This window comes from Salinispira pacifica (genome assembly GCF_000507245.1).
Lineage (GTDB): Bacteria > Spirochaetota > Spirochaetia > DSM-27196 > Salinispiraceae > Salinispira > Salinispira pacifica.
This window is the reverse complement of sequence record NC_023035.1, coordinates 3760384-3782798: the sequence shown is the minus strand read 5'-3', so window position 1 is coordinate 3782798 and position 22415 is coordinate 3760384. Positions and strand designations below refer to the sequence as shown.

The window sequence follows — 22415 nt, the reverse complement described above, 5'->3', positions numbered from 1 at the left end:
AACACCTCCAGTAACCTCCCATCATACGCATTCATACCCGCTTTTTCAATCTGTAAATAGAATGACTATAACTCATGTAATTGGAATCACTTAGACAAATCGGCTTCCTTTACTTTTTAGTTCTCAAAAGGTATAATCTCAGCCACGTAAATCAGAAAAAGGAATCACATTAAATCTATGCAGGAAAATTACTCAGCTTCGAGTATTCAAGTCCTGAAGGGTCTTGAAGCGGTGCGGAAGCGTCCCGGTATGTATATTGGGTCCACCGGCCCAAACGGCCTCCATCATCTTGTTTATGAGATTGTAGATAACAGTATTGATGAAGCCCTGGCAGGATTCTGTTCGGAAATATCCGTTCAGTTGGAACCCGGCAATGAAGTGATCGTCCGTGATGACGGACGGGGAATTCCCGTTGATATTCATCCCGACGAGAACGTCAGTGCCCTGGAAATCGTTCTCACACGTCTGCATGCCGGCGGCAAGTTCAACAAGGACAGCTATAAGGTATCCGGCGGCTTGCACGGGGTAGGGGTTTCGGTAGTTAATGCTCTGGCAAAAAACTGTGAAGTCTTTGTCCATAAGAACGGGAATATCTATTATCAAAGCTATAAACGGGGAATTCCCGACAAGCCGGTGGAAATAATCGGTGAAAGCGCAGATCACGGGACCCGGGTGCACTTCATCCCCGACGACGAAATTTTCGAAACGGTGAACTTTTCCTTCGATGTTCTTTCACAAAGGCTGAGGGAACTGGCATTTCTGAATAAAGGAATCCGGATCAAGATTGCCGACAACAGAATCCCCACACCCAAAACCCACGATTTCAAGTTCGACGGGGGTGTTCAGGAGTTTGTTCAGTATCTGAACAAGAAGAAAACGGTAATTCAGAAGGAGCCGGTATATTTTGAGGCGGAGCGTGACGGTGTTACCATGGAAATCTCCCTGGAATACAACGACGGCTTTAACGAAGCAATGTTTTCCTTTGTGAACAACATCAACACCAGGGAAGGGGGAACCCACCTGGTTGGTTTCAAGTCCGCTCTCACACGGACGCTGAATGAATATCTGAAGAAATCCCGACTTGTAAAACAGCTGGAAGATAATCTCTCCGGAGATGATGTCCGGGAAGGTCTCACCGCAGTCGTCTCGGTGAAAGTACCGGATCCCCAATTTGAAGGCCAGACAAAGGGAAAACTGGGCAATTCCGAGGTGAAAGGCATTGTGGAATCCACAGTGAACGAAAAACTGTCGGAGATATTTGACATGAATCCCCAGCTGGTGGAAAGCATTCTTTCTAAAACGGTAATGGCCGCCAAAGCCAGAAACGCCGCACGGAAAGCCCGGGAGCTCACCAGAAGGAAAAGCTTTCTGGAAAGCACGGGTCTGCCGGGCAAACTGGCTGACTGCAGCGAGAAAGACCCCAGCCAGTGCGAAGTATATATTGTGGAAGGGGACTCAGCCGGCGGTTCGGCGAAGCAGGGCAGGGACAGAAGGTTCCAGGCAATTCTCCCGCTCTGGGGAAAGATGCTGAATGTTGAAAAAACCCGAATTGACAAGGTTCTCTCCAACGATAAGCTCCAGCCGGTAATTCAGAGTCTTGGAGCCAGTGCAGGCAGCGATTTTAATCTGGAGAAGCTGCGGTACCATAAGGTGATTATTATGGCGGATGCTGACGTTGACGGTTCACATATCCGCACGCTGCTTCTCACGTTTTTCTTCAGATATATGCCCGAAATGATTGAGCGGGGACATGTGTATATCGCCATGCCGCCGCTGTATAAAATGAGCTACAAGAATCGCATTGAGTACGCATACGATGAAGAAGAGCGGGCAAGAATAGTAAAAACCTTCGATATCCAAAATGAGGATAAAATATCAATTCAGAGGTACAAAGGTTTGGGTGAAATGAATCCGGACCAGCTGTGGGAGACCACCATGAATCCCGAAACCCGGAATATCATGCAGATCCAGCTTGAAGATGCAGTGGAAGCTGAAGATATTTTTACAACCCTCATGGGTGAGCAGGTTCAGCCCCGAAGGGAGTTCATTGAGGAAAATGCTCTTAACGTCGTAAATCTGGACGTATAATTTACGCAAATAATCTGGAGTAGTAATGGAAGCACAACAGGGACGGGTAATTCCCGTAGCAATAGAAGATGAAGTAAAAAAATCCTATCTGAATTATGCAATGTCGGTAATTGTGTCCCGGGCTCTCCCGGATGTACGGGACGGGCTCAAGCCGGTACATCGCAGAATTCTTTTCGGTATGAACGAGATGGGACTCCGCTCAGACCGGGCTCCCAAAAAGAGTGCCAGAATTGTGGGAGATGTGCTGGGTAAGTATCATCCCCATGGAGATATGAGCGTATACGATGCTCTGGTTCGTCTGGCCCAGAATTTTTCCATGCGGTATCCGTTGGTAAACGGCCAGGGAAACTTCGGTTCGGTGGACGGGGATCCCCCGGCTGCCATGAGGTACACCGAAGCGCGTATGGCGAAACTTGCCGAGGATATGCTGAAAGACATCAAGAAAGAAACGGTCAATTTCGTTTCCAACTATGATGATTCCATGGAGGAGCCGGAAGTACTTCCGGCCGCCCTTCCATACCTGCTGGCCAACGGTGCCAGCGGAATAGCCGTGGGAATGGCAACCAACATCCCGCCTCACAATCTCAATGAGATTGCCTCGGCGGTGGAAGCCTACATTCAGAATCCCGAGATTACCATAGATGAACTGATGGAGCATATCACCGGCCCGGATTTTCCCACCGGAGGTATCATTTTCGGCACCAAGGGAGTCCGGCAGGCGTATAAAACCGGCCGGGGTAAAATCACCATCCGATCCAAGGTGAGTGTTGAGACCACCAAATCCGGTAAGGATGTGATCATCGTTCACGAACTGCCGTATCAGGTGAACAAGGCAAATCTTGTGATGAAGATTGCCGAATACATCCGGGATAAAAAAATCGAAGGAATATCCGATCTCCGGGACGAATCTGACAGAAACGGTCTTCGGGTGGTAATAGAGCTGAAAAAAGGCATCAGTCCGAAAATCATCCTTAATCAGCTGTTCAACCAGACCCAGCTTCAGGTGAACTTCAATGTGAATGCCCTGGCCCTTGTGGACGGCAAACCCCAGCTCCTGAATCTCAAGGACATGATCGTTCACTTTGTGAATCACCGCCGGGAAGTGATAATCCGCCGAACCAAGTATGATTTGCGAAAAGCGGAAGAGCGGGCTCATGTGCTGGAAGGGCTGAAAATTGCCCTGGCCAACATCGATGAGGTTATCAAGACCATTAAGGAAAGCGAGAATGTAGGGGTAGCCAGAACCCGTCTGATGGACCGCTTCATGCTTTCCGAAATACAGGCTCAGGCAATCCTGGATATGCGGCTGCAGAAACTCACCAGCCTTGAGACCCAGAAAATCCTGGAGGAGCTTGAGCAGCTGAATGCCTTAATCAGTGAGCTGAAAGAACTCCTGGCAAGTGAAGAGAAGATTCTGGGTGTTATTTCCGACGAAACCAATGATCTTGCCGGCCGATTCAGCCAGGCACGCCGGACTGAGAAGGTTATTGATGAAATTGAAGAGATCAACATTGAAGATCTGATTCAAAAAGAAGATATGGTGGTGATTATCAGCCACAAAGGATATATCAAGAGGGTTCCGGTGACATCCTACCGGGTTCAGGGCCGTGGCGGGAAAGGCATGGCTGCCAGCAAGCTGCGGGATGATGACTTTATTGAAAACATATTTATTGCATCCACCCATGACTATATTCTTATTATTTCAAGCGAAGCCAAAGCATACTACCTGAAAGTACATGAGATTCCCGAAGGATCCAGAACAAGCAAAGGGTCTCATATCCGATCCCTGCTCAGCATTTCTGCCAATGAAGATGTGGCCGCTGTTGTGGCACTTCAGGATTTCCGGGATGATCAGTTCATCTTTATGGCCACAGCCAGGGGGATGGTGAAGAAGGTCTCTACTTCCGATTTCAGCAATGCCAGAGCCCGGGGAATCATTGCCATGGCAATGAAGGGGGATGATAAAATCGTTTCCGCAATTCTGACCAGCGAAAACCGGGATATTATCCTGGCAACCCGTACCGGCGTGGGGCTGCGCTTCAGTGAAGAGGAGGTTCGCCCGATGGGACGGACGGCCCAGGGTGTAAGCGGAATCAGGCTTGCTCCCGGAGACGAAATCGCCGGAGCGGTGGAGGCTAATCCGGAATTTCATGTTCTGTTCATAACCGAATACGGAAACGGAAAGCGGATGACCCCCGATGATCTGATGCCCCATGGAAGAAATACCAAGGGACAGATTATCTATACTACATCCGATCGAACCGGCGAAGTGGTAGGGATTCTCAACGTACTGGAGGACGATGAAATTATGGTTGTAACCAGCGGAGGAACTTCCATAAAAATGAAGGCTTCAACGGTGGCCATCCAGGGACGTACCGCCCAGGGCGTGAGAGTATTCGATATAGAAAAACCCGATGTGGTGGTAGGGCTTGACCGTGTCGCCCGGGAGGAAGAGCCTGAGAAGGAATCCAAGCTGTCAAAGATGGATCCAGGAGAAACTCCCGAATAATCTATCTCCTAACCATTAACCATTCAGACCGGATCAACTCGATCCGGTCTTTTTTTTATCCCTTTCCAAGTTTATGCTTATGCAGGATATTGTTGCTTTGGAAGGAAGTTGACGGATGTCCGGGTTTTTGTTCCACGTGGAACAAAACCGGACATAACCTATATGGATCATATTGTTCCACGTGGAACATTGGCAGGAGAATACGATGAAAATCCCCATAGAATCCCAGGAAAGCCTTTTAGAAGTAAAAAAATCCAAGTTTAAATCCCGCATCCATTATGTGGAGAGTCGAAGCGAAGCTCAGGATATTATTTCAGATGTAAAACAGAGCCATCCCCAATCAAACCATGTGGTATATGCCTTTGTGATTGGAGATGAATGGTCTGAGATCCTGGGAATGACCGATGATGGAGAACCGAAAGGAACGTCGGGAAGGCCTACAATGGAGGTTCTGCGGGGATCAGGCATCAGAAATGCTCTGCTGACCACAGTGCGATATTTCGGCGGTACAAAACTTGGCACCGGCGGCCTGGTTAAAGCATATACCCGGGCAGCTCAACTGGCGGTTGAAAGCTGTACTGTTGAAGAGAAGAAGGAAAAAAAACATCTCAGGCTTGAGCTCTCGTATGGGGAGTTTGAGGAGGTAGCCCGAAGGATGAAAGATCTGGCTGCAGAAATAGTTAATACTGAATTTCATGAAGAGGTATGTGTGGAAATTGATGTGGAAAATCAGGATCTTTCGGCCCTGGAAAACATTGTTCAGGATATCAGCAGGGGGAGGCGTACCCTCAGAGACCGGTGAATTGCCGGAAGCGTTTCACTGCGGAGGCATACTCATCGATCAATTTCTGTTTTTTACTGCCGCTGAGAAATGTAGCTTTCAGGGCTGTCAGGTTGAGTTGTACCAGATCCTCCAGGCTGAAATCAAAATAGGTGACGGCCTTGATATAGTCATCGGTCAGATCGGTGTTCTGGATGGACGGATCGTCGGAATTGATAGTCACCGGAACTCCATTACGGTGGAGGGCGCCCATGGGATGGTTTGACTCATCTTTCCATGATCCGGTCTGATAATTGGATGTAATGCACTGCTCCAGCACAATAAAATGCTCTTTCAGGTATTCCTGAAGCTTGGGATCGTTGATTGAACTGGTTCCATGGCCGATTCGTTTGGCGTGCAGCTTTGTTACTGCCGTCCAAATCTGGTCGCTGTCGGTGACTTCACCTGCATGTACTGTGGCTTTGTATAGTTTATCGCTTTGAATTTGAGAGAAAAACGAATCGAACAGCTCCGGTGGATAGTTCATCTCATCACCGGCCAGGTCAATTCCCACAATTTCAGGTATGCCCAGATCCTTGATCATTTTATAAAGGCTGATCATCTCTTCCGGGGTCTGCTTGTTTCGGTTGAAGGTGATCAGATATCGGATATGAAACCCGGCATCTTTCGCTGCTTTGTTGCCGGCATCGATTACCAGTTTGGTAATCTCCCTGCGGTCGAAATCATTCTGGAGTGAAAAGTGTTCAGGACTGAAGCGCAGTTCAATATAGAAAATTCCATCTTCTTTCATTTTGTAGACGGAATTATAGGCAATCTTTTCCACATCATCGTGACTTGCGTACCAGTCAGTGCGGAACTTACTCAGGAACAGCAGAAAGTCAGGTTCCTCTTCTCTGGGGAATTGGATGGTGGTTTTGAATTCCTCAAAATCCCCGGGGACATCCAAACCGTTTTTCTTGGCTATGGAATACAGTGTTGCAGGATCAAAGGTACCCTCCAGATGCCGGTGTAATTCTATCTTGGGAAATTTACACATGTATTTCCGGCTGGTGAGTATGGATTTCTTCTTGTCTGTATTCATAAGTACGCTCACTTTATTACCCATTAGTATAAAACGTATGTGTTAATATTTCAGTATATGATGTGCAGCAATATGTACAGCATATATATTTCGATAATCGGCAGACAAGAGAAATTTGTTTAAAGGGGTGAGAAAAAAATTTAAACGGCAGTTCTGCCGGTGGTATTACGGTAACGCGACCTGATTTTTCTTCATGGGATATTCCACACATTGATGACATTCATATTCCCCGGTCTCGGGACTTTTCGTTTTAACCTGCCCGCAGGCAGAGCAAAGAGGTTCAGGTTTTGCTTCCAGATTCTGATTAACCGTTATTCGTCCATCAAATACAAAACAGGAGCCGTTCCATGTACTCTGGGAGCTGGGAATTCGTTCAAAATATTCCAGAATCCCTCCCTTGAGATGATATACATCTTCGATGCCCATCTGCCTGGCAACGGCTGTGGCTTTTTCGCAGCGGATCCCCCCGGTGCAGAACATGGCCAGCTTCTTCGGTTTTTGTGACTCAATTATTTTTTGGAGCTTTTCTGGGAATTGACGGAAATTCAAGGTTCGGGGATCCACCGCACCCTGGAAGCTTCCCAGGCGGTACTCGTACACATTTCTGGTATCCACCAGCAGAACGTCAGGATCGGATATAAGGTTGTTCCATTCCTCGGGTTCCACATATGTACCTGCATCCCGGGCGGGATCTATTCCCTCCACACCAAGGGTAACAATTTCTTTTCGAATCTTTATCTTAAGTTTTCTGAAGGGACTTCGTCTCAGAAGCGCAGAGGATCGTTTGATATTCCGGAACTTCACCTGCAGTATGTTTTGAAGCTCGTCGGTGAATTCATCCAGTTTCATGCTGTCGGTTGATGCTGCCGTTGCATTGATTCCTTCCTCGGCAAGAATGATCAGACCGATAACCTGTAATCGTTCACCCAGGGTGAGAATTTCTGACTTCAGTTCAGATAAATTTGCCACGCCGCTGAAGTGGTAAAAGTTGGAAAAGTGAAACATTGTTTCTTTGTTTAGTATTTTGCTCATAATAATACTGTATAGCACAGATCCTTTCGTTTGAGAATATTTCATTCCCCTGTGAGAATTAAATAGATTTGGAATGACATAAACGTTTTCATTTAATATACTAACGCGGTATGGGCAGAATAATTGTATTTGCAAATCAGAAAGGCGGAGTGGGCAAAACCACATCCGCAGCGAACCTGGGTGCTTACCTGGCTGAAGAAGGCAAAAAGGTAATGCTGGTGGATTTTGATCCTCAGTGCAATCTCAGTTCCAGCGTGGGTGCGGATGTTCAGAATACGGGAATCTATGAACTGATCACGGGGCAGAGTCCGTTTAATTCCTGTGTTCAGGAGACATCGGTCAAAAACCTGAAGATCATCCCCGCAAGTCCCGATTTATCCGGTGCTACTGTTGAGCTGGTTGAAGTTACCAATCGGGAATATTATCTCAAAGAAGCTCTTCTCAGCATCAAGGAAGACTATGATTACATCTTCATCGATTGTCCTCCCAGCCTGGGTATTCTTACCCTGAATGGTCTGACCGCCGCAGATGAGGTGTTTATTCCTCTTCAGACTGAATACTTCGCACTGGAAGGAATTACTCAGCTGATGCAGAGTATTAAAATGGTGCAGCGCTCCAGTAATCCGGCATTGAAAATCGGCGGAATCATTTTCACCATGTATGATTCCAGAACCCGCCTGGCTCAGGACGTGGTAAAAGAAGTTGTTGGATATTTTGGAAACCTTGTGTATAAATCCATAATCCCCCGGAATATCAGACTTTCCGAGGCCCCCTCCCATTCTGTTCCCATTAATCAGTATGATCCCGGTTGTGCAGGTGCCAAGAGCTACCATGAACTGGCAAAAGAGGTAATTCAGCGTGGCTAAGAAAGGGCTCGGCCGGGGACTCAGTTCCCTGATGCCGGAAACCGTAGAGGATGCCCGCAATCAGGGTGAATCTGTACAGGAAGTATCAATCTCCCAACTCTTTCCCAATCCGGATCAGCCCAGAAAGGAATTCAGGCAGGAACAGCTGGATGAGCTTGCATCATCCATTGCCGAAAAGGGCATTATTCAGCCAATAGTAGCGGAACCCCAGAGTAACGGCCGCTATATGATCATAGCCGGGGAGCGCCGTTACCGTGCTGCGGGAATTGCCGGGCTTCAGACCATTCCGGTTGTACTGAAAAAATTCAGCGATGAAGATAAGCTTGAAATCGGGCTTATTGAAAACATTCAGCGGGAAGATCTTAATGCCATTGAAGAAGCACAGGGATATAGAAGTCTGATGGACCGTTTCGGCTACACCCAGGAAGAGGTTTCCCGAAAGCTGGGGAAAAGCCGTTCAGCCATCGCAAACGCCCTGAGACTGCTGCGCTTGCCCGATGAGGTGCGTACCGGGATCAGAGACCGGGAAATCAGTGCCGGACACGCCAAGGCTCTTTTATCAGTCAATGAGCAGCACAGCGATCAGCTGAAGGAATTATATGATCTGATTCGTCAGGAAGGCTTGTCGGTGCGATTGGCGGAAAAGGCTGCACGGATGATCAACGACGGTTTTCATGTTGACGGATTGCATGCAGAGCTCAGTGCCCCGGGAGAACCGGAAGGAGATAATGAGGATCTGCGGGAACAGGTTCTTGAGCTTACCGGCGGCGCCCGGGTGCAGTCAGGAGATGACGACTCCCATCCCGGTTCGGATCACGGCAGGAAAACACCGGCGCTCTGGGATATGGAAGAAGCGCTGATCAAGCATACCGGCAGCAAAGTGGACATAAAGGGAAGCGAAGAAAAGGGCCGCATAGAAATTCATTATTACAGCAAAGATGATCTCAAGCGATTGTACGACCTGTTGTTGAACGACTGACATATCCGGGAAGAGAATAAAAAAACCTTCTGGGAGCATGGGGGTTTTTCGTAATTCCGATTCTGGGTGAAACCCGTATCTCACGGGTGAAAGAATCGGGAAATCCCTCCACAAGACCAACCGGATAAACACGCTCCATCTCAGCTCCTTCAATCAGAAATATTCCGGAGTTTCCAGACACATCCGGCCCCTCAAGTTCATGTGAGCCTTCTCCCACACACACAGGAAACCCGTTATAGCTCATATCCACACCCAGCGCTCTGCATACATTTCCCGGTCCTGAACAAAGACGTTTTTTCTGTTTCTCCGGGAGATTATGTCCGGCGGGATCATCACCGGTAATTTCATGACCGGCAGGAGACGGTTGTTTTTCCGTAATTGATTCCGGGAAGCGGCGCTCCTGCATCTCCCTCAGTCCGAAGATAGGCAGCAGGGACCTGATAAGAACCGCTTCACCGGAACCCGGATCGCAGGTGACGATATTCATGCAGTGGTGTATTCCGTAGCTGCGGTACACGTAGAGAAATCCGGCCTCTGCGAACATTACCCGGTTACGCTGTGTCCTGCCGCCGAATGAATGTGAAGCAGGGTCGTCCAGGGTATATGCCTCTGTCTCAATGATCATTCCGCCGCAGCGGGGAATGACGGTCTTTTCATCGCTTCGGGGTTTATCTGCCAGGACAATGTAGCTTCCCAGCAACACTCTGGCTGCTTGAATGGTATTGCCCGGTAATTCCCCGGGATCCATTATTGAAACCGATTCTCGGGAAGAAAAATGCATCATCATCCTGATCATTCTAAAGGAGTGTGGAAAACGGGTATAGGGAACAACAACTGGTTCCCGGGGGAACCGAGGGGCTGAAAAAGGGACCTTATTGACAAAGCAAAATACGTTCTATATATTTAGGCCTCGCTAATTGGAGAGGTGTCCGAGTGGTTTAAGGAGGCGGTCTTGAAAACCGTTGTACGGTAGCCCCGTACCGTGGGTTCGAATCCCACCCTCTCCGTTAATCAATCCGGAGAATTTATTTCCATAATGGTTTGATTTATTTAAAAATTATCTATACAATGCGTGCAATACTGCACAATTGGAGAGGTGCGAGAGTGGCCGAATCGGGCTCCCTGCTAAGGAGTTGTGCCCTAACCGGGTACCGTGGGTTCGAATCCCACCCTCTCCGTTTTGATCCCGTAGCTCAGCTGGATAGAGCATCAGTTTGCGGAACTGAGGGTCGGTGGTTCGAGTCCACTCGGGATCGTGGCTGTGCACACCGCAGCTTCCCGCAGCAGTGTAGATCAGCAAAAAGGAATAACCTTCCTGCATGAGCAGGAGGATACTGGAGAGATGACCGAGCGGTCGAAGGTGCACGCCTGGAACGCGTGTGTGCCCTACCCGGGTACCGAGGGTTCGAATCCCTCTCTCTCCGTCGCCCCTTTAGTTATGTTGTCAGGCACTGTGCAATGTGCCATTACCCAACCCCGTCAGGCCCGGAAGGGAGCAGCGGTAAGTAACTGGTATGTGTGCCGCAGTTCGCTTGACTTCTGACTGAAGGGGTTTTTTTATTTTAAAAAATCCGTAAAATAGCGCCATGGCATATGAAGTGACAGCAAGCCGGAAGAGACCCCGGAATTTTGATACACTGGTGGGACAGGAATTTGTAACTGCCACCCTCCTGAATGCGCTGAAGACTCGGCGCATCGCTCATGCATACCTGTTCTCCGGTCCCAGAGGGGTCGGGAAAACATCCACCGCCCGAATTCTCGCCAGGGCTCTCAATTGTCCCGATGAAAGCAAACTGGGAACTGCCGAAGGTTTTGACTATCCCGGTGCCGAGGAGATCAGCAGAGGCGTGGCAATGGATGTTATCGAAATTGACGGTGCATCCAATACCTCGGTGAATGATGTCCGGGCAATCAAGGACGAGGTGCTTTTCCCTCCTCAGAGCAGCAGATATAAAATTTATATCATCGACGAAGTTCATATGCTTTCAAACTCTGCATTTAATGCGCTGCTGAAAACTATCGAGGAACCTCCTCATTATATCATCTTCATTTTTGCAACCACAGAAATTCATAAAGTGCCGGCCACCATCAGGTCAAGATGCCAGCAGTTTAATTTCCGGCTCATACCCATTGAAGAGATCATTCAGCTTCTCGGTGAGGCTGCGGATGAAATCGGTATAAAATCCGATGAGGATGCTCTTTTCTGGATTGCCCGGGAGTCCACCGGTTCCATGCGGGATGCCTACACCCTTTTTGATCAGGTCGCCTCATTCTCGGAGGGGCACATCACCCTTGAAAAAATCAAGGAAAAACTGGGCCTTCTTGGAATTGATGAACTGAACGGATTTACTGAACTGATAATCGGGCAAAAAGAAAAAGAAACCCTGGAATACCTTGACGGCATGTTTTCCGCGGGAATTTCCGTTGAGCAGCTGATTATTGATCTCAGCGATTATTTCCGGGGACTGCTGTTCGCCGCCCAGGGAGTTAACCGGGACGGCTTGTTGGGACATCCGCTGAAAAGTTATTCAGAGAAAGTTGTTCACGCTCTCAAGTCCACGCAGTTGGAGAAAATTCTGGAGATGCTTCTTCAGGCATACCGGGATATCAGGTATACGGTAAACGCAAGACTTGAGCTGGAAATTCTTATCAGTAAAATCACCCGGATTTCCAACTACCTGGAACCCGAGGAGCTTGTGGAACGGCTTCACAATCTGAAGCATGAAATTGCCCGCATGCCTGAAAACCCATCCCAGGTTGTTTCACAATCAGTCTCCCGGCTGCCGGATGATCCAACCCGTTCTGCAGAAAACTCCCTGAAGTCTCAGGAGATCTCTTCAGCCTCTGTCTCCGGTACTTCTGATACTGAGGACGCAGTTTCCGAATCCCCTGCTCACAGCCCTGAGGCTGTCCCTCAGCAACCGGAAACCGGTGATTCCCAGGGTTCCCCGATTCTCAGCGATCAACAGTGGCAGCAGCTCATTCAACGTATTCAGGAAGAAAGTCAAACTCTGGCAGCCACCCTCAGTTCTGCGGTGGCACGGAAACAGGAAGGGGAGAAACTCACAATTCAGTTCAGCACGGCAATGCATGCGGGGACCGCCCGGCAGGACGTAAAGTTTATCGCCGACAGTATTCGGGAATTATTCGGAATTCATGTTGTAATTGATATTACCCATAGCGATATTCAGGAAGAAGAAGATCAGGAAGACCCGGATGTGGCAATGGTGAAAAAAGTATTCCGGGGAGAACTTCTGAACTGAAATCTCTGTTCAGAGAATACGTAAAACAAAGGAAAGAGGTGTACAAATGAATCCTATGGATCTGTTGAAAAATTTCGGGAACATACAGGAAAAGCTGAAAGAGTCCCAGGAAAAAATGAAATCCATCCGGGTAACCGGTTCTGCCGGCGGCGATATGGTGAGAGTGGAACTCTCGGGAGATATGGCAATAACCGGAATAACTATCAGTCCCGAGGCTGTGGATCCTGACGACATCGACATGCTTCAGGACCTTATCCGCGCCGCCCATGCCGATGCTCTGACCAAAATACGGGAGAAACTCAGCGAAGAGATGGGTTCTCTCACCGGCGGAATGGATATTCCCCCGGGCTTCATGGGATGAGCATGTAATGGATCATCTCGACTCTCTCATCCATCTTCTCTCCCGTCTGCCGGGTATCGGCAAGAAAAGTGCTACACGAATGGCGTATTATCTCCTTCAGAGTGATGAAGAGTTTACCCGGAACCTGGGTGAGCATATCGTATCACTGAAAGAGAAGATATCCAGGTGCCGGCGCTGCGGCAATTATTCGGAGCATGAGCTCTGCCCGGTGTGTGCTGATACCCGCCGGGATGCAGGACTGATCTGCGTTGTTGAACAGCCCCAGGATATCGCCGTTCTTGAGGCCTCCCATGAATATACCGGGTATTATCATGTGCTTCACGGAGTCCTGGCTCCCCTGGACGGGGTGGGGCCTTCAGAATTGAACATCCAGTCCCTGATCGGCCGTGTAGGCCAGGGGAGTGTTCGGGAGTTGATAATTGCAACCAACCCAACAGTTGAAGGGGATACAACCGCACTTTATCTGAAAAAACTGGTGGAACATCTGGGGGTCACCGTGAGCAGACTGGCTCTCGGGCTGCCTGTGGGCGGTGATCTTGAGTATGCCGACCGTCTTACCCTGGCCCGGAGTCTGAAAGGACGCACTGCCCTCTGACGGCAGGGCTGCAGGCTATTGCTCCCGGGCTATCGATCCCAGGCTGCCGACCCCCGGATGCCCGGGCGTCTCTGTCGCCGGGAATGTTCAGCCGCCAGGAATATTCAGCTTCCGTGGATGTCAGCTGCCGGGGATGATCATTACACCCTGGTCGGCTATTGATCGCAGAAGGCCGATAAGGTCATCGAAGCCCCGGAATAGATCCGCCTTTTCATCCTCACGGAATGTGGAAAGCACCCATTTTTGTACCGGAAAAGACGGATGATCGGGACGGCCGATTCCTATTGCGATTCTCACAAAATTATTGTCCCCCAGATGCTGCTGTACCGAGCGCAAGCCGTTGTGACCTTTTAACCCGCCGCCTCTGCGGGCCTTCCATGTTCCCGGTACCAGATCCAGTTCATCGTAGACCACAAGAATTTCCTTTTCCGGAATGGAAAAAAACGCCGAAATTTCCCGCACACCTTCACCGCTTTTGTTCATGAATGTGTGAGGGGTGTAGAAGTATACTGCGTTTTTTCCGGGAACCTGGTGTTTGGCAAATTTCCCCTTGAATTTCTGCTGCCAGGTAAGAGGGTTTTCCTGTTCAAAGGCATTGAGAAGCAACCAGGCTGCGTTGTGCCTGGTTGCTGCGTATTGTTTTCCGGGGTTGCCCAGGAAACAGAGCAAAGATATTCTTTCAGACATATTACTAGTATTATCAGAATAGAAGAAAAAAAGCATCAGGACGTAACATGTTTAAAATCACATATTCCCATATCCGCCGAATGAAGCAGGGAGATACCCTTATCCGGTTCTCACCGGAACGCAGCGATCGGGTTCAGCTTCAAAGCCTTTCCGGTAGTCTTATGCCGGATCTGATTCATGAATATGACAGGGGTAATAATGGACTGATATCCGCCGGTTCTTTATATGAGGCGGCTGTGTGGACAGGTTTTTCTGAAAGCCCGGCCGAACCCGCCCACCGGGATGGAATCGAGACCGGGCTGCCTGACGGCAGATATGAGTTCGCACTGCGGGATCTGTATGGCATCGTTGATGACTGGCTGTTTCAGGCAATTATGAGAAGTTCCCAGATATTATACTGGCGGAGACGCACCCGTTTTTGCGGGTTGTGCGGGTCGCCTGCGGTTCCCGGGGAGGATGACCTTTCCATGGTGTGCACGGAATGCGGGGAGACCTATTACCCACAAATAGCCCCAGCTGTTATTGTGGCCATCCGGAACGGCAACAAGCTGCTGATGGTGCGTAACCGGAAGCGGCCAAAGGGTTTCTACGGACTGGTGGCAGGCTTTGTTGAAGCCGGAGAAAGTCTGGAAGAGGCGGTCCATCGGGAAGTGTTTGAGGAAACCAATCTCAGGGTTACGAATCTTGAATATGCCAGAAGTCAGTCCTGGCCGTTTCCCAACTCTCATATGATTGCATTCACCGCTGATTATGCGGAAGGGGAGATCGAGTTCCTGGACGGCGAGCTGGTGGAAGCAGAATGGTTTTCACCTGAGGAAATCCCCAACCGTATGCCGGGGTTCAGCGTGGGCAGTAAACTGGTTGCAGAATTCATTCGAAGTCAGGGGGTACAGTCGTCCCGGGATACTGAGACCCCGGGAAACTGAGTGAAACAGGCTGCAGACTTACAGCTTGTCGATGAGCATGGAGCATTTGCCGCTGGGTATGGGCAGGGTTTTTTTCTTATCACCGAGAATATCGATGGTGAAATAGTAGAGCTTTTCACTCTCCAACCTGATCTCCCATCCCCGTTTGCTTTTGTTGCTGAGAATGGTAATGAGGTTCCTCTTAAGTGAAAGATTTTCGATTCCCATGGCTTCCAGGGTGGGAACGATCCAGTCGACGGTTTTTCGAGGCAGGCTTATATACAGTCCGATGATATTTTCAATCATCAGTGCAACAGTAGAAAGACCGATGAACGGAAGATACATGGGACGGGGAAAATTCTCGTTTCCCTCCCATTGGGCCGCACCGTCTCTCATGGGCCGGTACGCTTCAAATACATTTCCCCGCTTATTGTCATCCGGATGGAGAGTATCCAGCATATAGTACATATGGCGGATACTGGAGTCCCGGGCCAGATCATATGCCTGATATTTTTCCAGACCTTTAATTACCATGAAAGTGAGGTAGGGATACACTGACCCGCAGTATCCCTTTCCCGTCTCATCAAATTCCGGTTCATCGGCGGCCAGAGATGGAAAAGGATGGGGTGTACCGAAGGTATCCGGGTTCTTCAGGTGAGCAAGCAGCAGGTCAAATTTCGCATCATTGGGAAGCTCAGCCAGGAGACTCCAGAAGCCGCCGATGGTTTTCACCTTCAGCTGTTCCTCGTTGGCATCCAGATCAAAATAAAACCCCGCTTCCTCATTCCACATTTTCTGATTGATTTTGGTTTTCAGAGAGAAATAATGCCGCTTGTACTTGAAGGCAATTTCCTTGTCGTTGAGAATATCTCCCAGCTCGCTCATGTACAGCGCGTTAATGGCCATCACCATATTAAAATCAAGCAGGTATTTTGCCTCACTCCTGGGGGAATTATCCATTCCAGTTGCAGAAAGGGGAACCACATAGAGACCGTTTTCATCCCGGAAATTGGATTCCAGCCAGCTGAAATAGTTCTCCAGTACAGGCATAATTTCTTTGATCCGTTTCTTATTCCCCAGCTTGTGAAACAGATTGTATTCTGCCCAGGAAAAGAGGGGGAGACCCACGGACTCAGGATTTTCATCGGTAAAGATGGGAGCGTCTTCCACCAGAGAATACTGGTGCCGAATTGCGCCGTTTTCCTCCTGCCGGCTGTAGAAAAAATCCAGCTGAGGAAGGCTTGGATATATTTTATTGCTGTACACCAGAAAGAAGGTGGAGAAGTTGCTGTCCAGTGAACTTATCCTGTCCCCTTCCGGCGGGGTAAAAATGCGCGTCGGAGTTCCGTTGATATCTACTTCATCTGAGTAGTAATCTTCCACCCATGCCCAGGTTTGGTTGTAGATATCCACAAAATCCTGGTCATAAAAACGGATACTGGGAAATTCCTTTTTTTGCACTGAGTCTCCTTATGTCTTTCCGTGTAAGTATACAGAGTCCATTATAACATGATTGAATAGTTTTTAGATTAAGAAACTGAAATTAGCATTTTTAGCCGGGATAAGTCAAATCTGCTTTTTTCATATCCATGCATATTTATTCTATAAATATACGACTTGATTGCATAAAACCTTGACTTTTCACCTCCCACTGTGTACAAAAATCAGATATGGATACAAAAGAACTGGATATAACCGCTGAACTCGCACATATCGAACTCAGTGAGGAAGAAAAGGCCGGTTTTGCTCAGGCAGTGAGCCAGCTGGTGGAATATTTTGAAATCATGGATAAGCTCGAGCTGAAAGAAGGCGACGTAGAACACCACATCCCTCTTAAAACCAATGCACTTCGCAGCGATAACGCTTCAGAGTCGTCTCTCAGTGATGATATTCTGGAGCAGGCTCCTGATCTGGAAGACCGGTTTATCGCCATACCCAACGTATTGTAGAATTCTCATCCGCCGGAGAAACTGCTGCCTGACGGCCTCAGTTTCGAGGTGAAACTATTCTCTCATTAGGACGGAGTTATATGAAAGACTGGAAAGCCAGCACCCGGGAAGGCCTGGCCGAGTACCGGAAGTTTGTGACGGACCGCGATGCGGCCGTGTCGGCGTTTCTTCACTTTTCCCCGAAGGAACAGAATGTTCAGCCAGCGGCCGGTGATGCTGCCGGCAATAATTCTCAATCCAATCCGGACAATAATTCCAGCAATAACTCCCTTGAAAACCTTCCTTATGCAGTAAAAGACAATATCGCCGTGAAGAACATGCCCCTGAGCTGCGGGTCGAAATTTCTTGAGCATTTCGTTTCACCCTACGATGCCACAGTGATTCAGCGGCTGAGCGCCCACGGAGCTGTTCCCGCCGGAAAAACAAATATGGATGAGTTCGGCATGGGATCTTCAAACGATAACTCCGCGCTCCAGCAGAGTCACAACCCCTGGGATCTGAGCAGGGTTTGCGGGGGTCGTCGGGAGGTTCGGCGGCGGCGGTGGCTGCAGGTCTGGTACCGTTTGCCCTGGGTTCAGATACCGGAGGGTCTGTGCGTCAGCCGGCAGCATTCTGCGGAATTTACGGATTGAAACCAACTTATGGTTCGGTAAGCCGATACGGACTTGTGGCCTATGCGTCATCGCTGGATGTGGTAGGGGTTATGGCCGGAGATATCGATCTCACACGGGATGTTTTTCACGCCATCCGGGGCAGGGACGAAATGGATCAGAGTTCAGTGGATTACCGGGATTTCCCGCTTGCCAAGAAAGAGGTGAAAACCATCGGAATTCTCACCGGAGAGCTGGGGCTGAGCGAGGAAATGGGTGAAGCATACGGTCAGGCTGTGGAACAGCTGCAGAAAGCCGGGTATGAGCTGAAAGAAGTGGAGATGCCCAGTCTTGAATATACGGTGCCTTCCTACTACACCATTGCAACCGCCGAGGCCAGTGCGAATCTGGCGCGGTTCAACGGTGTGCGTTATGGAGAGCGGCCGATATTTGCGGAAAATCCTGATGAACTTGTAAGAAAGTCCCGGGATGCGGGATTCGGCGATGAGGTGAAGCTGCGAATTCTTCTGGGTACCTATGTGCTTCGCTCGGGTTTCCAGGACAGATTTTATCATAAAGCACAGCAGATACGCACCGAAATCCGCCGGGAATTCAGGGAGCTTTTTGAAAGTGTTGATACGCTGATGCTGCCGGTTTTTCCCACCCAGGCATTCCCCCACGGAGAGCAGGGCCTGGATGCATTCCAGCAGAAAATTGCAGACCGATTCACCACCGCCGCGAATCTCACCGGTCTTCCCGGACTGTCAGTTCCCGGACCGGTTCTGAATACTCTGCCCACCGCAGTTCAGTTCATGGCGCCTGCCTTTCATGAGCATCTGCTGTTTGAATGCGCTGAAATATTGAAAGAGAGCTTTCCGATACAAAGCCCCGGGGATTATCCGGCGGAATACCGTCTGGAGAGGGGGTGAACATGGGTCAAATCAAGGAGAAGCGAATGTACCAATCGTTTATCGGTTTGGAAATACACGTACAGCTTACAACCGAGTCCAAGGTATTCTGCAGCTGTAAAAACCATTTCGGGGATGAGCCCAACACCAATGTTTGCCCGGTCTGTATGGGCCTGCCGGGATCTCTGCCCGCATTGAATGAAGAAGCCATAAAGAAATCCTATGCGGTGGCCAGAGCACTGAACTGCCGGCTCAGCGAAGAGTGTGTTTTTGAGCGGAAGAACTACTTTTATCCCGATTTGCCGAAAAACTATCAGATATCCCAATTTGAGAAGCCCCTGGGGACTGACGGCTATATCGATATTGAATTCAACGGGAAAAAGAAACGGGTTCGGATTCACGAATGTCACCTGGAAGAGGATGCGGGAAAGATGGTTCATGCGGGAGACATGAGCCTTCTGGATTTCAACCGCACCGGAACACCCCTCCTTGAAATTGTGACTGAACCGGATCTTGAACTGGCAGAAGAGGCGGAGGTTCTCATTCAGGAGCTTCGGCGAATAGTACGCTATCTTGGAGTTTCCGACGGCAACATGGAAGAAGGGTCCATGAGGGCAGATGCCAATGTATCCATCAACCCTGCGGGCCAGGGGCTGGGAAATAAAGTAGAGGTGAAAAACCTGAACTCCTCCCGCTTTGTCCGCAAGTCTCTCAGTTTCGAAATTTCACGGCAAAGCGAAATCATGGAAAAGGGCGGAACCATAGTTCAGGAGACCCGGCTCTGGAATGAAAACCGGGATCAGACTGAGATTATGCGTACCAAGGAAAACGCCAACGATTACCGGTATTTTCCCGAACCCGACCTTCCTCCGTTCAGGACGGACAAGGAATTTCTCTCCCAGGTGGAAGATCTTCAGGTTGAACTGCCCCTGAGCAGAAGGGATCGCTACCGAAACGATTACGGCTTGAACGAGCTTCAGGCGGATTTCATCTGCGATGAAAAGTTCACCGCCGATTTCTTTGAAGAATGTATACAGGGCGGTGCCGACCCGCTGCAGCTGGTATCCTGGCTGAGCAGCGATGTCCAGAAAGAGCTGAACCGCCACGGAATGGTGCTGGAACACAGTCCTCTGAGTTCACGTCGCCTGGTGGAGATGCTTCAATTGCTGACTCAGGGTCGGATTCACGGAAAGATCGCCAAGCAGGTGCTGCAGGTGATTTTTGAGGAAGACAAGGATCCCGAAACAATTATCAGAGAACGGAACTGGGAACAGATAACCGATTCCAGTGCCATTCAGGAGATTATCGATGGGGTTCTCAATGATTTTCCCAAGGCCGTACAGGAAATCCAGGCGGGAGATTCCAAGCCGGTGAAGTTTCTCATCGGCAAGGTGATGCAGGCCAGCTCCGGTCGGGCCGAACCGAAAAAAGTTCAGCAGCTGCTGTCAAGCTCGCTGCAGGTAAGAACTCTGGACATCCTCAGTTTCGGCGGAGCAATATCCGGAACCCGAAGGGGTGACGGGTTTATCGAGCCGGGGGATATGCTGGATATCCGGAAATATCTTGCCCGCGACGGTGAAATAGCCGCGGATCTCAGGTTCGAAGAAATTCAGATGGGTAAATTCCTGAGTGAAGAACTCTCACCTGAAGACTGGGCAGCTCTGGTTCACAGAATCTTCAAGCTCCTGAAACGGGGAAGCAACGGTATTCTCATTGCACACGGAACCGACACGTTGGCATACACCGCGGCACTTCTCCACTGGTTTTTCGGCTCCTCCAACACGCCCATCCTTCTCACAGCGGCAGTGAATCCCCTGGAAGAAGATTCTTCAGGAGTTGACCATCTGAAGAACGGAATTATGGAGCTGGAAGCGGCGGGAAGAAAAGGCTGGCCCGATCTTGATGTTTCCGGTCCTTCATCTGTCCGTGTATCCGTTTCCGGAAGAGTGTATCCGGCATATAATCTGAAATTCAGGAATTTTGAAGACGGCGAACAGCTGTTCAGCACCTGGAATCAGAATATTCTTAAGAAAACGGAAAGCAATGCGGACCTGGATATCGACCGGCTGGATGAGCTTCCTGAGCTTGATTATGTGACGTCTATCTTTGAGCAGATTCTCAAACGAGTGGCGCTGGTGAAAATATATCCGGGAATGCAAAGTTCGCTGATTAAAGCACTGATTGATCAGGGGGTTAACTGCCTGGTTCTGGAACTGTATGATTCAGGTACGGCGAACCTCAGTCAGTCCCCATTTTCCATCAGGGAAGCCCTTGAATACGGAAAAGCGAAGGGTGTGCGTTTTTACTGTACATCCCAGCAGGAGGGACTTGTGGATTTTGCGGATTATGTGACAAGTCACCAGTTGTGGAAGGAAGGAGCCAGGGCCATGGGACCCGACAGTTCCGAATCCGCATTTGCCAGAGTAATCGCAGAGGAATTCGCAGCTCAGCTTGAAAAGGACGATAAACTATGATGAAACGTACACTTGCACGGGAACTTCCGGAATTTGAAGGCAGGGAAGTGACAGTATCCGGATGGGTACACAGAATCCGGGAATTGGGAGCAATCAGTTTTGTACTCCTCAGGGATCGAAGCGGAATTCTCCAGCTGGTATACGAAGGAAAAGTCGAGTACAGCCTGGAATCGGTTATTCAGGTTACCGGAACAGTCGGGGCAAACCCCAAGGCTCCGGGTGGATTCGAGGTTCAGGCCGGTGAGAGCAGTGTTCTGGCGCCCGCAGCCCCGGATCTGCCTTTTCAGATTAACCAGGATGCGGACAATACCGGTATCGAATCTGTTCTGGATAACAGAATGATCAGCATCCGCAACCCCAAGATTCTGGATATTTTCCGTCTGCAGAGTTCCGTGATCAGGTACTTTCAGGAATACATGCGGAGTCAGGATTTTACCGAGATAAAAACCAGCAAGCTGATCGGTTCCGGCACCGAAGGGGGCACGGGACTCTTTGAGGTGGCATATTTCGATACCTCGGTGTATCTGGCACAAAGTCCCCAGTTCTACAAACAGGCAATGGTTGCCAGCGGTCTTGAACGGGTTTTTGAGGTGGGGGCGGCCTACCGGGCTGAAAAGCATGATACCCCCAGGCACTTGAACGAATATGTTTCCCTTGATGTGGAGCTTGCCTTTATTGAGGATGAGCATGATCTCATGGATATTGAATCGGAAATTCTCAAAGCGATTTTCCGGGGGATACGGGAAAACGAAGCTGCCATTCTCGAAAAATACGGAGCAACGGTTCCTGATGATGAGGCGGTAAATAATATTCCCCGGATCACCCATGACGAGGCCAAAAAGATTATCTCCATGAGGGGAGGGAAGAAGGTCTTCGAAATAAACCCCGAGGGTGAACGGCTGATCTGTGAATGGGCCCAGGAGGAGCATTCAGTACCTGCGGTATTTATCACTGTGTTCCCCAGAAAAAAGAGACCGTTCTACACATACCCCGACGGGTTGAAGACCAGAAGTTTTGACCTGATTTTCCGGGGACTTGAAATTACCACCGGCGGCCGCCGGATCAATGAGTACGAAATGATGAAAGAAACCCTGCCCAAATTCGGTATGACCGAGGAGGGACTGGGCGGCTATATTGATATTTTCAAGTACGGCTGTCCCCCCCATGGCGGATTCGCCATCGGACTGGAACGGATTACTCAGAAGATACTCGGTCTGTCCAATGTAAAGGAAGCCAGTCTGTTTCCCAGGGACAGGAAGCGCATCGTACCCTGATCTTCGCCGGATCCTACTGCCGGTCTTGATAACCCGGGAACATGCCGGGCCGGCAATCAAATAGTCCAACCAT

General features: G+C 49.5%; 17 protein-coding genes, 4 tRNA genes, 1 other RNA gene and 1 pseudogene. 18 read left to right on the top strand and 5 right to left on the bottom strand.

The features are described from left to right. The first annotated feature begins 177 nt into the window (after nt 1-177). From gyrB to L21SP2_RS16500, 3 genes are all read left to right on the top strand, one after another. The gene (gene gyrB / locus L21SP2_RS16510) at nt 178-2088 is read left to right on the top strand and encodes a DNA topoisomerase (ATP-hydrolyzing) subunit B (protein WP_024269729.1); all 1911 of its coding nucleotides are present in this window, start codon (nt 178-180) and stop codon (nt 2086-2088) included. Nucleotides 2089-2113: 25 nt separating this feature from the next. Continuing rightward, nucleotides 2114-4597 carry a DNA topoisomerase (ATP-hydrolyzing) subunit A gene (gene gyrA, locus L21SP2_RS16505; RefSeq protein WP_024269728.1) on the top strand — a complete coding sequence of 828 codons (2484 nt, stop codon included), beginning with the start codon at nt 2114-2116 and terminating at the stop codon, nt 4595-4597. A 205-nt stretch (nt 4598-4802) separates the two neighbouring features. Next, complete coding sequence (locus tag L21SP2_RS16500) at nt 4803-5399, top strand: YigZ family protein (protein ID WP_024269727.1); 597 nt, start codon at nt 4803-4805, stop codon at nt 5397-5399. On the opposite strand, the gene add is transcribed toward L21SP2_RS16500, so the two are convergent. Together add and trhO are read right to left on the bottom strand one after the other, a co-directional pair. Further along, the gene (add, locus tag L21SP2_RS16495) at nt 5386-6459 is read right to left on the bottom strand and encodes an adenosine deaminase (protein ID WP_024269726.1); all 1074 of its coding nucleotides are present in this window, start codon (nt 6457-6459) and stop codon (nt 5386-5388) included. The two genes, L21SP2_RS16500 and add, sit on opposite strands and share 14 nt — an antisense overlap. Before the next feature lie 165 nt (nt 6460-6624). Then, on the bottom strand, nt 6625-7491 hold the full coding sequence (trhO, locus tag L21SP2_RS16490; protein WP_053335740.1) for an oxygen-dependent tRNA uridine(34) hydroxylase TrhO: 867 nt from the start codon (nt 7489-7491) through the stop codon (nt 6625-6627). 110 nt (nt 7492-7601) lie between these two features. Here trhO and L21SP2_RS16485 point away from each other — a divergent pair, with 110 nt between their 5' ends. Beyond that, nucleotides 7602-8357 carry a ParA family protein gene (locus L21SP2_RS16485; RefSeq protein WP_024269724.1) on the top strand — a complete coding sequence of 252 codons (756 nt, stop codon included), beginning with the start codon at nt 7602-7604 and terminating at the stop codon, nt 8355-8357. Beyond that, entirely contained in the window at nt 8350-9336 is a 987-nt protein-coding gene (locus L21SP2_RS16480) for a ParB/RepB/Spo0J family partition protein (protein ID WP_024269723.1), read from the top strand. The genes L21SP2_RS16485 and L21SP2_RS16480 overlap by 8 nt, the downstream gene beginning before the upstream one ends. On the opposite strand, the gene L21SP2_RS17775 is transcribed toward L21SP2_RS16480, so the two are convergent. After that, on the bottom strand, nt 9302-10123 hold the full coding sequence (locus L21SP2_RS17775; protein WP_211233428.1) for a DNA-3-methyladenine glycosylase: 822 nt from the start codon (nt 10121-10123) through the stop codon (nt 9302-9304). The two genes, L21SP2_RS16480 and L21SP2_RS17775, sit on opposite strands and share 35 nt — an antisense overlap. 132 nt (nt 10124-10255) lie before the next feature. Between L21SP2_RS17775 and L21SP2_RS16470 the strand changes: the two genes are divergently transcribed. From L21SP2_RS16470 to recR, 8 genes are all read left to right on the top strand, one after another. Beyond that, a tRNA-Ser gene (locus L21SP2_RS16470) sits at nt 10256-10343 on the top strand. Nucleotides 10344-10426: 83 nt separating this feature from the next. Further along, nucleotides 10427-10514, top strand: a tRNA-Ser gene (locus L21SP2_RS18485). A 4-nt stretch (nt 10515-10518) separates the two neighbouring features. Further along, nucleotides 10519-10592, top strand: a tRNA-Arg gene (locus L21SP2_RS16465). Between the two features lie 80 nt (nt 10593-10672). Then, nucleotides 10673-10760 (top strand) — tRNA-Ser (locus L21SP2_RS16460). 18 nt (nt 10761-10778) lie between these two features. Further along, nucleotides 10779-10877: signal recognition particle sRNA small type (gene ffs / locus L21SP2_RS18225), an RNA gene on the top strand. Nucleotides 10878-10922: 45 nt separating this feature from the next. Next, the gene (gene dnaX, locus L21SP2_RS16455; protein WP_024269721.1) at nt 10923-12599 is read left to right on the top strand and encodes a DNA polymerase III subunit gamma/tau; all 1677 of its coding nucleotides are present in this window, start codon (nt 10923-10925) and stop codon (nt 12597-12599) included. A gap of 55 nt (nt 12600-12654) precedes the next feature. Beyond that, a complete protein-coding gene (locus L21SP2_RS16450) occupies nt 12655-12960 on the top strand; it encodes a YbaB/EbfC family nucleoid-associated protein (RefSeq protein ID WP_244437935.1) in 306 nt (101 codons plus the stop codon). 7 nt (nt 12961-12967) lie between these two features. Further along, nucleotides 12968-13555 carry a recombination mediator RecR gene (gene recR, locus L21SP2_RS16445; protein WP_024269719.1) on the top strand — a complete coding sequence of 196 codons (588 nt, stop codon included), beginning with the start codon at nt 12968-12970 and terminating at the stop codon, nt 13553-13555. A gap of 120 nt (nt 13556-13675) precedes the next feature. On the opposite strand, the gene pth is transcribed toward recR, so the two are convergent. After that, entirely contained in the window at nt 13676-14242 is a 567-nt protein-coding gene (gene pth / locus L21SP2_RS16440) for an aminoacyl-tRNA hydrolase (RefSeq protein ID WP_024269717.1), read from the bottom strand. A 47-nt stretch (nt 14243-14289) separates the two neighbouring features. On the opposite strand from pth, the gene nudC reads away from it, so the two are divergent. Further along, the gene (nudC, locus tag L21SP2_RS16435) at nt 14290-15168 is read left to right on the top strand and encodes an NAD(+) diphosphatase (protein WP_024269716.1); all 879 of its coding nucleotides are present in this window, start codon (nt 14290-14292) and stop codon (nt 15166-15168) included. Between the two features lie 18 nt (nt 15169-15186). Here nudC and L21SP2_RS16430 read toward each other — a convergent pair whose 3' ends face one another. Further along, a complete protein-coding gene (locus L21SP2_RS16430) occupies nt 15187-16608 on the bottom strand; it encodes an MGH1-like glycoside hydrolase domain-containing protein (protein WP_024269715.1) in 1422 nt (473 codons plus the stop codon). 209 nt (nt 16609-16817) lie between these two features. On the opposite strand from L21SP2_RS16430, the gene gatC reads away from it, so the two are divergent. The 4 genes and pseudogenes from gatC to aspS all read left to right on the top strand — a co-directional run bounded on the left by gatC (nt 16818) and on the right by aspS (nt 22342). Continuing rightward, a complete protein-coding gene (gene gatC, locus L21SP2_RS16425) occupies nt 16818-17096 on the top strand; it encodes an Asp-tRNA(Asn)/Glu-tRNA(Gln) amidotransferase subunit GatC (RefSeq protein WP_024269714.1) in 279 nt (92 codons plus the stop codon). A gap of 80 nt (nt 17097-17176) precedes the next feature. Continuing rightward, nucleotides 17177-18615, top strand: a pseudogene (locus L21SP2_RS18220) (amidase family protein). Between the two features lie 2 nt (nt 18616-18617). After that, complete coding sequence (gene gatB, locus L21SP2_RS18215; protein WP_144083044.1) at nt 18618-21068, top strand: Asp-tRNA(Asn)/Glu-tRNA(Gln) amidotransferase subunit GatB; 2451 nt, start codon at nt 18618-18620, stop codon at nt 21066-21068. Beyond that, nucleotides 21065-22342 (top strand): aspartate--tRNA(Asn) ligase, encoded by a 1278-nt coding sequence (gene aspS, locus L21SP2_RS16410; RefSeq protein ID WP_024269710.1) that lies wholly within the window; start codon nt 21065-21067, stop codon nt 22340-22342. Before gatB ends, aspS begins: the two co-directional genes overlap by 4 nt. The last annotated feature ends 73 nt before the right edge of the window (nt 22343-22415 follow it).

Bases quoted from the DNA above. Each gene is read 5' to 3' on its own strand.
- dnaX (WP_024269721.1), top strand. From the start codon at position 10,923: ATGGCATATGAAGTGACAGCAAGCCGGAAGAGACCCCGGAATTTTGAT.
- add (WP_024269726.1), bottom strand. From the start codon at position 6,459: ATGAATACAGACAAGAAGAAATCCATACTCACCAGCCGGAAATACATG.
- nudC (WP_024269716.1), top strand. From the start codon at position 14,290: ATGTTTAAAATCACATATTCCCATATCCGCCGAATGAAGCAGGGAGAT.
- L21SP2_RS16500 (WP_024269727.1), top strand. From the start codon at position 4,803: ATGAAAATCCCCATAGAATCCCAGGAAAGCCTTTTAGAAGTAAAAAAA.
- gatB (WP_144083044.1), top strand. From the start codon at position 18,618: ATGGGTCAAATCAAGGAGAAGCGAATGTACCAATCGTTTATCGGTTTG.
- trhO (WP_053335740.1), bottom strand. From the start codon at position 7,491: ATGAGCAAAATACTAAACAAAGAAACAATGTTTCACTTTTCCAACTTT.
- aspS (WP_024269710.1), top strand. From the start codon at position 21,065: ATGATGAAACGTACACTTGCACGGGAACTTCCGGAATTTGAAGGCAGG.
- recR (WP_024269719.1), top strand. From the start codon at position 12,968: ATGGATCATCTCGACTCTCTCATCCATCTTCTCTCCCGTCTGCCGGGT.
- gyrA (WP_024269728.1), top strand. From the start codon at position 2,114: ATGGAAGCACAACAGGGACGGGTAATTCCCGTAGCAATAGAAGATGAA.
- L21SP2_RS17775 (WP_211233428.1), bottom strand. From the start codon at position 10,123: ATGATGATGCATTTTTCTTCCCGAGAATCGGTTTCAATAATGGATCCC.
- L21SP2_RS16485 (WP_024269724.1), top strand. From the start codon at position 7,602: ATGGGCAGAATAATTGTATTTGCAAATCAGAAAGGCGGAGTGGGCAAA.
- gatC (WP_024269714.1), top strand. From the start codon at position 16,818: ATGGATACAAAAGAACTGGATATAACCGCTGAACTCGCACATATCGAA.
- L21SP2_RS16450 (WP_244437935.1), top strand. From the start codon at position 12,655: ATGGATCTGTTGAAAAATTTCGGGAACATACAGGAAAAGCTGAAAGAG.
- pth (WP_024269717.1), bottom strand. From the start codon at position 14,242: ATGTCTGAAAGAATATCTTTGCTCTGTTTCCTGGGCAACCCCGGAAAA.
- gyrB (WP_024269729.1), top strand. From the start codon at position 178: ATGCAGGAAAATTACTCAGCTTCGAGTATTCAAGTCCTGAAGGGTCTT.